General features: G+C 59.1%; 15 protein-coding genes and 2 tRNA genes. 7 read left to right on the top strand and 10 right to left on the bottom strand.

Translation table 11 applies throughout. The features are described 5' to 3' along the window. Nucleotides 1-105: 105 nt before the first annotated feature. Complete coding sequence (locus F4V54_RS08040) at nt 106-537, bottom strand: hypothetical protein (protein ID WP_150386799.1); 432 nt, start codon at nt 535-537, stop codon at nt 106-108. A gap of 220 nt (nt 538-757) precedes the next feature. After that, nucleotides 758-831: transfer RNA gene (locus F4V54_RS08045), tRNA-Ile, on the bottom strand. Nucleotides 832-1036: 205 nt separating this feature from the next. On the opposite strand from F4V54_RS08045, the gene F4V54_RS08050 reads away from it, so the two are divergent. Both F4V54_RS08050 and F4V54_RS08055 read left to right on the top strand, forming a co-directional pair. Further along, nucleotides 1037-1109, top strand: a tRNA-Asn gene (locus F4V54_RS08050). A gap of 88 nt (nt 1110-1197) precedes the next feature. Then, entirely contained in the window at nt 1198-1467 is a 270-nt protein-coding gene (locus tag F4V54_RS08055; protein ID WP_102724562.1) for a hypothetical protein, read from the top strand. Between the two features lie 8 nt (nt 1468-1475). Here the strand turns inward: F4V54_RS08055 and F4V54_RS08060 are convergent, their stop codons facing one another. From F4V54_RS08060 to dnaG, 7 genes are all read right to left on the bottom strand, one after another. Next, a complete protein-coding gene (locus tag F4V54_RS08060; protein ID WP_150386800.1) occupies nt 1476-2429 on the bottom strand; it encodes a Ppx/GppA phosphatase family protein in 954 nt (317 codons plus the stop codon). Next, a complete protein-coding gene (locus tag F4V54_RS08065; RefSeq protein WP_150386801.1) occupies nt 2429-2998 on the bottom strand; it encodes a DUF501 domain-containing protein in 570 nt (189 codons plus the stop codon). The genes F4V54_RS08060 and F4V54_RS08065 overlap by 1 nt, the downstream gene beginning before the upstream one ends. Nucleotides 2999-3003: 5 nt before the next feature. Beyond that, nucleotides 3004-3579, bottom strand: coding sequence for an FtsB family cell division protein (locus tag F4V54_RS08070; RefSeq protein ID WP_170253131.1), 576 nt, complete (start codon nt 3577-3579; stop codon nt 3004-3006). A gap of 154 nt (nt 3580-3733) precedes the next feature. Beyond that, complete coding sequence (gene eno / locus F4V54_RS08075; RefSeq protein ID WP_150386802.1) at nt 3734-5008, bottom strand: phosphopyruvate hydratase; 1275 nt, start codon at nt 5006-5008, stop codon at nt 3734-3736. A gap of 82 nt (nt 5009-5090) precedes the next feature. Beyond that, complete coding sequence (locus F4V54_RS08080; protein WP_150386808.1) at nt 5091-5834, bottom strand: lytic transglycosylase domain-containing protein; 744 nt, start codon at nt 5832-5834, stop codon at nt 5091-5093. 280 nt (nt 5835-6114) lie between these two features. Continuing rightward, nucleotides 6115-6729 carry a MazG nucleotide pyrophosphohydrolase domain-containing protein gene (locus F4V54_RS08085; protein WP_102724354.1) on the bottom strand — a complete coding sequence of 205 codons (615 nt, stop codon included), beginning with the start codon at nt 6727-6729 and terminating at the stop codon, nt 6115-6117. Between the two features lie 30 nt (nt 6730-6759). Further along, the gene (dnaG, locus tag F4V54_RS08090; protein WP_150386803.1) at nt 6760-8661 is read right to left on the bottom strand and encodes a DNA primase; all 1902 of its coding nucleotides are present in this window, start codon (nt 8659-8661) and stop codon (nt 6760-6762) included. A 39-nt stretch (nt 8662-8700) separates the two neighbouring features. On the opposite strand from dnaG, the gene F4V54_RS08095 reads away from it, so the two are divergent. The 4 genes from F4V54_RS08095 to F4V54_RS08110 all read left to right on the top strand — a co-directional run bounded on the left by F4V54_RS08095 (nt 8701) and on the right by F4V54_RS08110 (nt 11599). Continuing rightward, nucleotides 8701-9141, top strand: a complete 441-nt coding sequence (locus F4V54_RS08095; RefSeq protein WP_084576764.1) for a guanyl-specific ribonuclease — start codon at nt 8701-8703, stop codon at nt 9139-9141. Beyond that, the gene (locus F4V54_RS08100) at nt 9141-9410 is read left to right on the top strand and encodes a hypothetical protein (protein ID WP_102724356.1); all 270 of its coding nucleotides are present in this window, start codon (nt 9141-9143) and stop codon (nt 9408-9410) included. The genes F4V54_RS08095 and F4V54_RS08100 overlap by 1 nt, the downstream gene beginning before the upstream one ends. A gap of 315 nt (nt 9411-9725) precedes the next feature. Then, nucleotides 9726-11342, top strand: a complete 1617-nt coding sequence (locus F4V54_RS08105) for an FAD-dependent oxidoreductase (RefSeq protein ID WP_150386804.1) — start codon at nt 9726-9728, stop codon at nt 11340-11342. Next, nucleotides 11339-11599 carry a metal-sensitive transcriptional regulator gene (locus F4V54_RS08110; RefSeq protein WP_034665699.1) on the top strand — a complete coding sequence of 87 codons (261 nt, stop codon included), beginning with the start codon at nt 11339-11341 and terminating at the stop codon, nt 11597-11599. The genes F4V54_RS08105 and F4V54_RS08110 overlap by 4 nt, the downstream gene beginning before the upstream one ends. Before the next feature lie 39 nt (nt 11600-11638). Here F4V54_RS08110 and F4V54_RS08115 read toward each other — a convergent pair whose 3' ends face one another. Next, nucleotides 11639-12904 carry a deoxyguanosinetriphosphate triphosphohydrolase gene (locus F4V54_RS08115; RefSeq protein ID WP_150386805.1) on the bottom strand — a complete coding sequence of 422 codons (1266 nt, stop codon included), beginning with the start codon at nt 12902-12904 and terminating at the stop codon, nt 11639-11641. 114 nt (nt 12905-13018) lie between these two features. Here F4V54_RS08115 and F4V54_RS08120 point away from each other — a divergent pair. Continuing rightward, the coding region (locus F4V54_RS08120; RefSeq protein ID WP_150386806.1) for a TPM domain-containing protein at nt 13019-14811 on the top strand (1793 nt) is incomplete at its 3' end.

The raw sequence follows: 14811 nt of genomic DNA on the forward strand, positions 1-14811 counted from the left end.
ACACGCGCAGACGACACTCCTGGTGCAACCTTCTAGCCCCCGATACCTTCGAAGCACTTAATTCAGCTACACTGACCCAAGCAGCATAGCTAACCCCCGACGTGTCTACTTTCCGGGGGTCAGGCCCAACTTCAACGGGGTTTTCTTGTCGTAATCGAAAGAAACCAGTTCAACATTCTCAGGCAGATCAATCCATAGGTTCGCCTGAGAGATGTACTTGGCTTCCACTGTCTGCCCCTGAGCCTTCATCTCCGTCGGAAGCACAACGGTTCCAGGATCGATGGCGTACTCAAATTCGTCACCGACCTCGACTGTCTCAGGGGCAGTCGCCTTCATCGACAATGCAAAATCGTTACCCAAATCAAGAGATGTTCTAAGCCAGGCTGCACGCCCCTTGGGGTATACGTAGCACGCCAATGGGAGGTTGACATCGGTTGTTTTGGGTTCTTCTGCCGTTGCTTGCGGGGCGGTGAGCGCACCAGCGGCAAGGGCGCTGGCTGCTAGGCCCGCAACTGTTTTGCGGAAAATTTTCTTCACTTATTTCTCCAGTAGGCCGATAGGAAGCGCTGCCACGTGAGGGTCAGCACATTCTGTGTGTTGCATGGATAAACCATGTGACAAGAATACTCAAAGTGTAAACTATCGGCTCTGACATGGGACCATTGGATAGCGTTCCGGTTCAAGTAAAGGACTTGACCCTTCTAACCCTCGCCCATTGAAAAAGCACTCACAGAAAAGTGAGTGCTGAGTAGATCTGTGGGGCCAGCGGGGCTCGAACCCGCGACCAACGGATTATGAGTCCGCGGCTCTAACCGACTGAGCTATAGCCCCTCGTCGCTAAGCAGGAGAGCTTCGCAGAGAGCTTCCCTATTAAGCGTTGCGATGATTGAGTATAACCGTGCCGCCCCCATCCCCCAATGATGGCCCGAATATTGCATATACGCTCGCGATTTGTCACCTTGTGAAGAAAGACGCTAGAGTATCAGTTCGTTGCACAGCACATGGTTTAACCCAAGACTGTGAAGCGAAAATTTAATCCCGCATAGCTCAGTTGGCAGAGCATTCGACTGTTAATCGAAGGGTCACTGGTTCGAGCCCAGTTGCGGGAGCAATGTCACCCAGCGCCTCACCGCGCTGGGTCTTTTGTTTTCTCCCCCGCCCCTCACACGTTGTTGGAGAACCGGTAGGCTCGTGGCCATGATCCAGTTCGTCGTCGGAGCAGCAGCCGGATATGTCTTTGGTACGAAGGCGGGGCGTAAGCGCTACCACCAGATCGTGAACACCACGCAAAAGGTGGTCAATTCCCCCGTGACACAGCAGGCGCTTCGTTCGACGCGTAAGGCTATTGCGAATTCGCTCGACCCAGACCCACGTATGCGTGAGGTGAAGGATCTGCGCAAAGGTAAGGGCCGAGGCAAAACCCACGAGAAAAGTGAGCCGCAGATCTACGAGCCGGACGAGGATTAATCCCTCAGTTACACCAGTCCGGCCACGATTCCGTCGAGAATGTCTTTCTCACTGATGATGAAGGACTGAATCCGGCCGGCTGACAGTTCTTCAAACGCAGCCATGAGCTGCTCAACAATCACGGCACCAGCACCGATGACATCGGCGCGGCCCTCGTGAATAACGGGGTTTTCTTTGCGCTGCGCTGCCGTTTGGGCCAAAAGCTCCGCGGTGGTGTCTCGCATCTGGTCAAAGCTGATCTCGGCCATGTGGATCGCTTCTGGGTCATACTCATTCAACCCCTGGGCCAGCGCGGACAGTGTGGTGAATGTTCCCGCACACCCGACCAAAGTTACTGCCTCGCCAAGCGGCACATGGGAGGCTGCTTGGGTGATTTTTTCGTCGATAAGCAGGCGGGCATTGTGAATCTCTTCGGGCGTAGCTGGGTCGCTCACCATGATTCGCTCGGTCACGCGGACGCACCCCATCTGGGTGGAGTATGCACCGGAAATTGCACCCGCACTCGTGCCGACGATGAATTCCGTCGAACCACCACCAAGATCAATCACGCAGAAGGGACCGCGAGCGGAGTCAATATCCACCGTGGCACCGGCGAAGGACAGCGCAGCCTCCTCTTCCCCGCTGATCACTTCCGCGACGGCACCCGGCTGGATTCGGCCGAGCAGCTCCTCGGTCATGGAGAAGAACTCGTCGCGGTTGCTGGCGTCACGCGTAGCGGACGTGGCCACCATCCGGACGGCGGTCACGCCTTCGGCAGCCATCCTGTCCACATACCCCGCGAGCGCTTCACGTGTCCGCGCGATGGCATCAGGGTGCAGGTGCCCTGATGCATCTACGCCCTGCCCTAGACGAACAATTGTGTTTTCGCGCGTGATCTCACGCAGCACACCGTCCGGCCCCACTGAACAGATGAGCAAGCGGATCGAGTTCGTACCACAGTCAACGCCGGCGACGACAGGCATTATTTCTCTCCCTGGTAAGCGGCGGCTTGCTCCAAGGCATCCTCGATGCCTAAGTCTTTGAGCGTCGGCCAGTCCGCCGGAATCGCCGTGCCGCGCAGGTTCCCGTGATCCGCAGCCAGCGCCACAGCCTCGGTACCCAGACGCAGACGCTCTGGCCCCTCCGCCAGCGCATAGGCAATGAGAACATGCAGACACTTCACACGGTCCGGCATGCCGCCACCAGAAAAATCCGTACCCAAATCATGGATGGCATTGCGTTTGTCCAGGTAGTGGCGGTGGGCGGCCTCATAATCCGCCTTCAGCTCTGTGTCCTCGTTCAAGCGAGCCTCCATCCACTTCATCACCTGAGCCACCTCCAACCGGGAGGCCTCCGCCGTCAAACGCGGATCAGTGAGGTAGTACAGCGTGGGAAAAGGCGTTCCATCCTCAAGCTTCGGCTCCGTCATCACCACAGCTGGCTGCCCATCGGGCGTGCGGTAAGAAATCTCAATCACACCACGTGGCCTGCGCCCTAATTGCTTCTCGACGACCCCCAGGTCCCTTTCCAAATCACACCCATGCTGATCCATGCCCGCTATTGTTCCACAGGCTCCGGGGCGGTCTCCTCAGCTGGTGATTCTTCTGGTGATACCGGCGCTTCCGGCACTTCACGCAGTGAGTCCCACAGGATGGTGGTCCAGGGAGTATCCGGATCAATCTCGTCTATGCGTCCGGTGGTGAGGTGATCCACATCCATGCGGGGATCAATGATGCGCCAGGCTGTTTCTCCGGGTTCCATCATGCCCAGGCGACGCCGCGCCTCCTGTTTGGCGTACTCCGGATCGGTGTAGCGCTCCAGCTGCTCCTGCAGATCAGACTTGTGTTCTTTTTTGTTTTCAATCGATGCTTCTAGCCGCGCAATCTCAGTACGCCCCGAGTAATAATTACGCAGCGGAACCGCAATTGCGATAAGGACAATCAGCACAACAGTAATAAGGACGGCCACACCTAAAATATCGCCCTTCAGCATTTCCACGCGTTTACGCTTCGGCGCTGCGGCGGCCCGTCGGGCGGCGGCATCACGGCTAGCCACAGGGACGGTGGTGGGCACCTTGATGCGTGGCTTGTTACTGCGCGGACGGCGCGTGCCTGGTGTGCGTGATGTGGCCATAGTGACTGAGTAGTCTACCCGCCGTCAGGTACTCTTCCCGGTGCGACGTGCGCATAGATGGGAAGAGTGAAGGATCTGACCCTCCCATTTCCGCGACCTGGCACTTTAGGAGTGCCATGCGGGCGAGGATGTCAGATCCTTCACTCTCAGTGGATTAATTGAACCGCGGGAAAGCAGCGCGTCCTGCGTACACAGCTGCTGGGCCGAGCTCCTCCTCAATGCGGATGAGGCGGTTGTACTTAGCCACACGCTCAGAGCGTGCCGGTGCACCAGTCTTGATCTGGCCGCAGGACAGAGCCACAGCCAAGTCAGCAATGGTGGTGTCCTCAGTCTCACCAGAACGGTGTGACATCATGGTGCGGTAGCCGTTGCGGTGTGCAAGCTCCACAGCATCGAAGGTCTCGGTGAGAGTACCAATCTGGTTCACCTTCACCAGAAGAGCGTTTGCTGCGTTCTGCTCAATACCGCGGGCAAGGCGCTCCGGGTTGGTAACAAAGAAGTCATCGCCCACAATCTGCACCTTGTCACCGATCTCAGCGGTGAGCTTAGTGTAGCCCTCCCAATCGTTTTCATCCAGCGGGTCCTCAATGGACACGATCGGGTAGTTCTCCACCAGATCGGCGTAGACCTTGGCCATTTCCTCGGCGCTGTGCTGGCCGCCCTCGAAGTTGTAGGTGCCGTTCTCATAAAACTCGGAGGAAGCGACGTCGAGCGCCAGAGCGATTTCTTCGCCCGGCTTGTAGCCAGCCTTCTCAATAGCCTCAACGATGAGGTCCAGCGCTTCCTTCGTGGAACCAACAGACGGGGCGAAGCCACCCTCATCGCCCAGGCCCGTGGACAGCCCCTTGGACTTAATCACGGACTTCAGCGCGTGGTAGACCTCAGCACCCTGACGAAGTGCCTCGGTGAAGGTTTCAGCACCAATCGGGGCGATCATGAATTCCTGCACATCCACGCCGGAGTCAGCATGTGCGCCACCATTAAGAATGTTCATCATCGGCACCGGAAGAATGTGCGCGTTCGGGCCACCGATGTAACGGTACAGCGGGAGAGCAGCGGAATCCGCAGCAGCCTTCGCTGCAGCCATGGAAACACCCAAAATTGCGTTAGCACCCAGGTTGCTCTTGTTATCCGTGCCGTCAAGCTCAATCATGGTCAGGTCCAGCACACGCTGATCATCGGCTTCGATGCCAGCGATAGCGTCCGCAATAGTCTCATTGACATTGGTGACAGCCTTCTGCACCCCCTTGCCGCCGTAGCGGTCATCGCCGTCGCGCAGCTCGTGCGCCTCATGCTCGCCTGTAGAGGCACCGGACGGAACCGCAGCAATACCGTGGGAACCATCTTCGAGGAAGACCTCGACCTCAACCGTGGGGTTACCGCGAGAGTCCAGGATCTCACGGGCGAACGTCAGCATGATGTCAGCCACTTGGAATGTCTCCTTTTACATCAGTGGTGGATTGGCCACCTCCAATTGTACGGAGGAATAGGCTGCTACGTAACGCCAATACTTATCTATGTGCCGCTTGCCCCAACGCATAGTTCGCAGCGGCGTCTCGCACGCGAGCGAGGTAGTCATAGGAATGGTTGTACCCCAAGATCGCGGATTGCCAATCCTCCTCGGTACTCAGGTCCCTCCCGCCACTACACAGTAGATTTGCCGCGCCCAGCGCAGCATCGTCAATCTGTTGCGGGTCAGCGTATCCATCGCCGTTGGCGTCACGCCCGAAACGATTCCAGGACTCGGGAATAAACTGCATCGGGCCGACGGCACGATCAAACTCGGTGTCATTGTCATAGTGCCCGTTGTCCGTGTCCAGAATCCGGGCGAACCCTTGGGTGCCATCAAGAGCAGGTCCAATGATTGGCGGGACGACGACGCCGGTGGCGTCGAGCTCAGTACCGTCGAAAAGCTTCCCTGTATATGTGCCATGGCGGGTTTCCACCCACCCGATCCCTGCAAGGGTGTTCCAGTGCAGGTTGCAGCCTGGCCATGCTTCAGCCGCAATGAGTTCGGCGTTGCCATAGGCGCGCACGGCCTGCGGGTTGATGTTAATGGCGTCCGCGATCGGCTCCGCCCACTCCGCGAGCAGATCAGCAGTGCGTCCGGGGCCATGAATATCGACGGCCGGCGGTGAAGCCGCTGCCGCCGGCGGCATATCCGTCGGTACTGGCTGACGCCGCGAACCCGGGGCATCAATATCGAGCAAGCTGATCACCCAGAAGGTCAGCGCGATGACCAACACCATCACCATGAGCACAGCAAGCACAGCGCCACAACCGCAGCCGCGTGCAGGGTTGCCTGCGCGCCTTCTGCGGCGTCGCCGTGGCTGAAATCTGGGTGCTGTCACGGTGGCTCACTCTACAGTCCCAGAGCGACATTCTGACCAACCCGCAGCAATGCGGGACCAAGAGCGTGTCCCCGCCAGAAGATTGAAGCAACAATATTCACGTGCGCCACACCAGTGCCAATATGTGCCCCTAAAACAACGCACCTGTCTGCCCGAAAGGACCCCTCATCCCAGGGGATGCTGCTTATTTAGCAGCTTTCTCTTTGCGCTTGCCTTCTTCCCACAGCCGGTCTTGCTTATCGACGGAAACCGTCCCCCTCGAACCGTCGAACAGATAAGGCGCGCGATTTTTCATCTTGTTCACGAAAGCCTCCGCCACATCTGCGAACGTAAACGCACCACGCTCCGCCGCAAGCTCCGCATGGAATAAAACCTGGAGCAGAAGATCAGACAGTTCCTTCTTCAGCTCCTCATCACTGTCATTACCCCGCACCGCATCAATGAGTTCTTGAGTTTCCTGCTCAAGGTACTCAAGCAGACTCGTGTGCGTTTGCGCCTGCTCCCACTCGCCGCGGGCACGGGCCTCATGCATGACGCGCTGAGCCCGGTAGAGCGGGTCCATGAGCGACGACGCTTCGATGACCTTCTCCCCCGCCTTGATACGCTGTTGCACTGCCCTGTCGTTAACATCAGTGGTGACCAGGGTGCCCTCCGCTGATTCAGCAACCTCGATGTCCCCCAAATCCCACCGAGCCGAAACCGGCACCTCATCCGTGTACGAAATTGGGCCTTCAAAGCGAGCGACAGCAGCCATGGGAATCAGGTCAGGCCACCGGGGGTCTAGGACGAGGATGGTCATGGGGTCGATCTTAAAGCTAGCCCTGCCTCTTTAGCCCCGGAACGCCCGTTCGTTGAGCTCCCGGCGCGCCTGTTCCAGCGCAACCAGGTCGGAGAACAGCGCGTTGTACGCCATCTCATCATCACTGGGACGCATGCGCTGAAGTTGGGACTTCAGTTGAGCAATCTGGTTGCCGACCCGCACTTCCTGTAGGCGGGATAGGACAGAATCGGCGTACGCTACGGGGTCCTCCGCGTGGATGTCCTCCACCGCTAGTTCCGAAACGAAATTGCGACCAGCTTCGTTGAGCATCTCCTCGGACACCCGCGTAATCCACTGTCCACCCGATGATTCAGGGGTCACGTTGGAGGTTCCGCCGGCCTTGCCCATGGCGTCACGCACCGCACGATACGCCGGGTGAGTGAAAGCGTCCGGGTTAATGCCATCGAAGTAGCTGCCCACTGCACCGGGGTACTGTAATGCCACTTTGAGAGCTTCGCGCTGCGCCCACAGGCGTGGGTCCTCTGGATGAGGCAGTGCGAATGCTGCCTGGCCTGGTGCAGGCTGTTGCTGTTGCGGGGTAGCCGGCTCCCACGAAGGACGCTTCGGAGCCTTGGGGCTTTTCGCCTCAGCGCGCACTTGGCGGATCACTTCGTTCGGGTCCGGCCACCCTACCCAACCGGCAAGTTGGCGGGCGTACTCAGTCTGCAAAGGGGTGTCCCGGATCTGCGCTACTACAGGCACCGTGCGACGCAACGCCTGCAAACGGCCCTCAGCAGTATCGAGCGAATAGTCCTTCAGCAAGGACTCGATGACGAACTCGAACATGGGAATCCGGCTTGCCACCAGGTCCCGCACCGCGGAATCGCCTTTAGACATACGCAGGTCGCATGGGTCCATCCCGTCCGGCGCGACGGCGACAAACGACTGCCCAGTGAACTGTTGGTCGCCTTCAAAGGCACGCATCGCTGCCTTCTGGCCAGCCTCATCACCATCGAAAGTGTAGATCAGCTCGCCCCGGAAGTAATTGTCATCCAGCATGAGGCGTCGAATGATGCTCATGTGGTCCTTACCAAAGGCAGTGCCACAAGCAGCCACGGCAGTTTTAATACCCGCTGCGTGCATGGCCATGACGTCGGTATACCCCTCAACCACCACGCATTGGTGGCCTTGAGCGATATGCTTCTTAGCCAAATCCAGACCAAACAACACCTTGGACTTGTGGTACAGCATCGTGTCCTGGGTGTTCATGTACTTGCCCATTTGGTCATCGTCGAAAAGCTTGCGAGCCCCAAAACCAATCACGTTGCCAGCAACATCCTTGATCGGCCACAACAAACGACGCCGGAACTTATCAATCGGCCCTCGCCGCCCCATCGTGGACAGCCCCGCTTCCTGCAGTTCTTGCGCATCAAAACCTTTGCGGAGCAGGTGCTTGGTCAACGTGTCCCAACCATCCGGCGCGTAGCCGCACTCAAAGTGGTGGATGGTCTCGCGGTCAAAGCCCCGATCAAGCAGGAAGCGGCGCCCCACTTCTGCTTCCGGCTTTTCCAGCTGGTCACGGTAAAACTCATGCGCAGCCTTATTCGCAGCCAGCAAACGCGCACGCGTCCCAGGTTTCACATCACGCGCACCAGTGGATCCACCCTGGTAGTTGATGTGGTAGCCGATTTCCTCAGCGACGGCTTCAACCGCTTCAGGGAAGCTGAGCTGCTCCATTTCCATCATGAAGGAAAAGACATCGCCGCCCTTTCCCGTGGAGAAACAGTGGTAGTACCCACGCGCCGGGCGCACATGGAAAGACGGCGTCTTCTCATCCTTGAACGGGCTCAACCCCTTCAAAGAGTCGTGCCCCGCCGGCTTGAGCTGGACATACTCCCCGACAATGTCCGCGATGTTGGCGCGCTCACGGATAGCCTCGATGTCACTATCCGGAATTCTGCCCCTAGCCATGGCGCACATCCTACAGCCCCCGTGTGCTTGAATGAACGTATGTCTACTGACGGCGACAGTCAGAACCATTCGCTGACTCTGCCTTTCATCCTGATCATCGCTCTGATCACGCTTGTATCCACGGTCTATTCCACCGTTCACAATCCCGAGAGCGCAAAACTCGTCAACACCACTGAAAACAGCAGCACGATCAGTGAGTGCACGTCTGTGCCACAAGAAGCAACAGAGCTCATCCGCGACATCCACTCCGGCGGCCCCTTCGACTACCCCTCCAACGACGGCCGCCACTTTGGCAATTACGAGCAGGTCTTACCCCGAGAGAATTCCGATTACTACCGCGAGTACACCGTGACTACACCCGGTGTGAATCACCGCGGTGCACGTCGCATTGTCACCGGCGGTGGCACTGAAACGGATCCGGACGTGTACTACTACACCGATGACCACTACGAATCGTTCTGCGAAATGGATGTCGATTGATGCGTAAACCAGCACATACCGTCGTTCTTGTCCGACCGGTCTATTCCATTGCAGACCTCGGTCTCGGGATCATCGCTGCAGTTTACGACGACGAAGACCTTACCGACGCCCGCCCAGTACCGCGCAACCTCGACGCCCTCGCTGATCTGCTCCGAGAAACCCAGGTGAGCCGTTTGGTGGTAACAAATTGGCGCGTCTGCGAGGAATTGACCGCCGCATTGCTCCACGTCTTCGACAACGAAGGAATCTTGCTTTCACGGATTAAGTAGCCCCTACCAGGGGCCGTTGTGTGTCTTCCTCTTGCACTAGATACCCCCTAGGGTATATGTTGCACGTATACCCCACTGGGTATACCTGAACCTAAGGAGAGAACTATGTGTCGTCCCGTGCAATGCAAATCTTGCGGAAAAACTACCTGGGCAGGCTGTGGCAGCCACATCGATGAGGTGAAAGCCAGCGTGGCACCGGGCCAGTGGTGCACCTGCCCTCGCGACAACAACGCCCCGAAGAAGCAGAGATTCCTTGGCCGACTGTTTGGCTAGCCCCACCACCCACGCCGTTTCATCACAGGAGATTCTTCGAATATGACTACCCCCACGACCGTGATTATCGGTGGCGTTGCCGGTGGCATGTCCACCGCGACTCGCCTTCGCCGCAATGACGAGAACCGCCAGATCATTGTTCTGGAGGCCTCCGAGTACGTTTCTTTTGCTAACTGTGGCCTGCCGTATTACGCGGGTGGTGTGATTACGAAACGTGACGCGCTGTTGCTCCAGACCCCGGAAGCGCTGAAGCAACGCTTCAATATTGATGTCCGTGTGAAGACTCGGGCAGTGTCTATCGATCGTGTTGCGAAAACAGTGACCACAGATGCCGGGGATTCCATTCACTACGACGAGCTGGTGCTTTCCCCCGGCGCGACCCCGTTTATGCCGCCGATCGAAGGCATCGAACGGGCACTGACGCTGCGCACGGTTGAAGATGTGGATCGCATTGTTGAAGTAATTAAAGGCAAGAAGTCTGCCGTCATCATCGGTGGTGGCTTTATCGGCCTTGAACTGGCAGAAAACCTCCGGCATCGCGGTCTGAACACCACGGTCGTGGAGGCGGGCCCGCAGATCCTGAGTCCGCTTGATCCGGAGATGGCGCAACTTGTCCGCCTGCGTATGGAAGACAACGGCGTGCAGGTGCGCACCAACGCACAGGCACAGGAGATCACAGAGACGGGCGTCGTTTTGGGCTCGGGTGAGGAGATCCCCGCCGACGTTGTTGTGGCTGCTGTGGGGGTCCGTCCGGCGAGTGAGTTGGCCAGAAATGCAGGGCTTGAGGTGACGGACAACGGTGGCATCGTGGTGGATAGGCAGCTACGCACCTCTGATCCTCATATCTTCGCGCTGGGTGATGCTGCTACGAAGGCGGACTTCCACACCGGCGAAGCAACGTTGGTTCCGCTCGCGCAAACGGCGAACCGCCACGGACGTATCGTCGCCGATGTGATCACCGGCAGGGAGACCGCTTCGATGCCCGTGTTAGGCACCGCAATCGTGGGTGTCTTTGGTCTGGCGGCTGCATCTACTGGTTGGAACGAACGCCGGGCCCGTGCGGCAGGAAAGCGGGTGCGTGTTATTCATCTGCACCCACTCAATCACGCTGGATACTACCCCGGTGCATCACAGCTGCACATGAAGCTCGTGGTAGATGCGGAGACGGATGCGATCCTCGGCGCCCAAATTGTCGGCGAAGATGGTGCAGATAAGCGCGTTGACGTCATTGCTACCGCCATGCGCGCTGGCCTAACGGCAACAGATCTTGCTGATCTAGAACTGGCTTACGCTCCGCAGTTCGGTTCGGCGAAAGACCCGGTGAACTTCGCCGGATTCATCAACGACAACCTGCGCCGCGGAGAGCGCAGCCTCCAGTGGCACGAACTGGACGAACGGATGGCAGCAGGCGCACTGTTGGTTGATGTGCGCTCCCCAAGCGAGTTTGCTGCCGGGGGCATCCCCGGTGCAGTGAACATCCCGCTGGATGAACTACGCGAACGTCACCCAGAAATCGCTGGCTACGACGATGTCATCGTTCACTGCCAGGTTGGTTTGCGTGGACACAATGCGGCTTGCCTGCTCACCAACCTGGGCTACAGCGTGGCTAACCTGGACGGTGGCTATCTCACCTGGAAGCATGGAAAGGCAACCGTATGAAGCTCAATCCCGAAGACATTAAGCCGTCTATCACTCGGCTGAAGCGAGCACGCGGACAGATCGACGCAGTCATACGCATGCTCGAATCCGGCGAGGAATGCGAGGACGCCGTGACGCAACTCGCCGCCGCATCGAAGGCGCTCGACCGCGCCGGGTACTCCCTCATCGCTACCGGTCTGAAGCAGTGCTACCGCGATGAGGGCCCAGAGGCAGTGGATGCGGAGAAGCTGGAGAAGCTTTTCTTATCCCTGTCCTAGGGCATGTTTCTCTTCTAGGGCATGTCTACGAACATGTCCCTAGAAGTAACCCTCGAAGGAGGCGACCTTCTTGGCGGTGCGCTCAAGGCGTGACTCCGTCATGGAGGCGATCTGGTCGATGATCACGCGCTGGCGCTCGGCAGCATTGTTGGCCTCATTCCACCAGGCGGCGAACATGGTGTCCAGCGTGCCGGGCGCACCGGCGGTGAGGTAGTAGTACACCCGCATGATGCGGTCACGTTGCCGATCTTGGCGTGCGATGTGGGCCGGCATGTCCATGACGTAGAGGACAGCCACGGTTTTGAGGAGGCGCACCTCCGCGTCAGCCTCCGGTGGGATGACAAGGTGGCCGTGCATCCGGCCGATCGGACCGTCATTGGCTGCCAAAGTTGCGGCAATAACGGCACCGACGTAGCGCCCCACCAGCTCAGACGTCATCTTCTTCAAGGTCACGTACCCGGTGAGGGAGAAGTCAAAATCGGCGGCGGCGGAGACGATGGGGAGGGAGCGGAGGCGGGCGGCAGCGTCGATAAGCTCATCGGCGGTGCCACCGAATGCGGCCGCGCCTTTCTCAGCGAGCGCGGCGAGCTCAACGAGATCCCACAGCACGTTCAGGTCAACGCGGCCGGACACAATGCCGTCCTCAACATCATGGACGCTGTACGCAATATCGTCAGAACAGTCCATGACCTGCGCTTCCATCGGCGGCATGTCATCGGTGTGGCCTTCGCGCAACCAGGCGAGAATCGCAGCATCCTCGTCGTAGGCACCGTATTTGCGGTTCACCGTGCCGTCTGCGTTCGTGCGGGTGCGCGGGTATTTGCAGGCTGCGTCGAGGGCGGCGCGGGTGAGGTTGAGGCCGAAGGAGTGGGCGCGCACAAGCACCTTCGGCTCAAGGCGGGTGAGGATGCGCAGCGTTTGCGCGTTGCCTTCAAAACCGCCACACCCGGCAGCGAGCTCATTGAGCGCGACCTCCCCGTTGTGGCCGTACGGCGGGTGCCCAATATCGTGGGTGAGCCCAGCCATCTCACACAAGTCGGGGTTGAGCCCCAGGCCAGCGCCGATGCTGCGCGAAATTTGGGCGACCTCCAAAGAGTGAGTCAAACGGGTCCGCGGGGTATCCCCGTCGCGCGGCCCCACGACCTGAGTCTTATCCGCTAGACGACGCAGCGCCGCCGAATGCAGAACCCGCGCCCGATCGCGCGCGAACGCATCGCGCAACTCATCAACGCCGGCGAGCTGCGACCCCTTCTCCCCCTCAGGCGCGCGGCGGGCGAAATCCGCCGAATCATACTGGTATGTCATAGCGCTACTGAGCCTAGACCGGATTTCGCGCTAAGAGCGCAAACGCATCGTGGCGAGTCTGCGTGCACCGGTTTTCATGTTTCGTCCTAGGCACACGCTGGTAGTCTCATTGCCATGACTTCGCGCTATATCCGTATTGCTCTCGCTACCCCAATTCTTGCCGGCGGGATTGCTTTATCTGCTGCCCCCCTGGCCTTGGCGGTCATGGACTCTATTCAGGCACAAGCGCCCGCTGCGACGGTGCTGTCACCGAGCGATCTGCGCGACAAGGTCCTCGACGAGGCAGGCGTGCTGTCCAGCGACGAGATCACTGCTATCGATAACGCCATCCAAGAACTGCAACGCAACAAGGGACGCAACGCCTACGTTGTTTACTCCAATAACTTCGGCCCAGAAGGCGCAGAAGGCTGGGCTGTGGACGCGGTAGACGCCAAAGGCCCGAATACCGCCGTTGTTGCTATCTCCCCTGAGCACCGTGATTTCTACGCATACGGTGGCGATGACTGGCCCGAAAGTGACATCGGCAAGATGTATGACAGCGCGTTCAACCAGCTCACCCAGGACAATTACGGGCAGGCGGGTGTGGATGCCATCACGGCGGTGAATGGTTCCAGCGATAGCTCCGACATTGGTCTTGTTGCCGGTGGTGTGGGTGCTGCCGCTGCGGCTGGTGGCGGTTTCTGGCTGTACGGCCGCAACAAGAACAAGAAGACCTCCCAGAAACAGCTCGAAGCTGCCCGCGAAGTCAACCCCGCCGACACTGATTCGCTGGGCCGCCTACCCACCCACACCCTAGAAGAACTTGCACGAGATACCCTGGTGCATACGGATGAATCCATCCGCCTGGGTAAGGAAGAACTCGCCGTGGCTTCCTCAGAGTTCGGTGCGGAGCGCGTGCGCCCCTTCACCTCCGCAATGAACCAGGCAACCTCTGCTCTGCAGCGCGCATTCGGTATCCACCAGCGTCTCTACGACGCGATCCCGGAAGCCGAGCCTGAGAAGCGCGCCATGCTCATTGACATCATCTCTTCCTGCGGCACGGCGGACCAGGCTTTGAAGGATCGCTCTGAAGAGTTCCAGCAGATGCGTGGCGTGTTGATGAAGGCCGGCGACGAAATCAACACGATTTTCCAGCGCACCGTGGACCTGCGCGCACGCATCGAGCCCGCCCGCGCCACCCTGCAGAGCTTGCAGGAGCGTTACGCGGACACACTGCTGGAATCCATTTCCCACAACGTGGATGTGGCGGTTGGTTCCATCGATGAGGCAGAGAAGCAACTCGAGCAGGCGCGTGGCCTCGCCGCCCAGCCGGCTGGCCAGCAGGGCGCGCTTATCGACGTCCTTCGGGCCGCCCAACACGCCGTCGAAGTCGCCGACACAAACCTGAGTTCCATCGAGCACGCGGACACCAACATCACTACCGCCCGCACGAACCTGCCGGCACTTATCCAGGAGATCCGCGATGAACTTCGTGAGATCGAACAGTTGAAGCAGCACACGCAGCAGGGCGCCCGCATTGATATTGCCGCCCTCGATGCTATTTCCGCCCGCGCAAACGAGGAACTCAACGCGATGGGCACCCGCCCCGAGAATGATCCGTTGGCGCTGTACACCGAACTGACTGAGCTCGACGCGGATATTGATGAACAGATTGACCGCGCCCGCGGCGCCGCCTCCAACCAGCAGCGCCAGCTACAGCTCCTTGACCAGCAACTGCAGGCCACCGCCGCGCAGATTCAAAGTGCCCAGGACCTCATCCAGTCCCGCGGCCGCATCATTGGCTCCCATGCCCGCACCCTCCTCGCGGAAGCACAGCGCCAGGACGCGGAAGCACGCAACCGCCGCATTTCCGACACGAAGGGCGCCATCGAGTTCGCCCGTACCGCCTCGGACACCGCCCGCCGTGC

Origin of the sequence: Corynebacterium tuscaniense (assembly GCF_008693065.1) — a bacterium.
Taxonomy (GTDB): Bacteria; Actinomycetota; Actinomycetes; order Mycobacteriales; family Mycobacteriaceae; genus Corynebacterium; species Corynebacterium tuscaniense.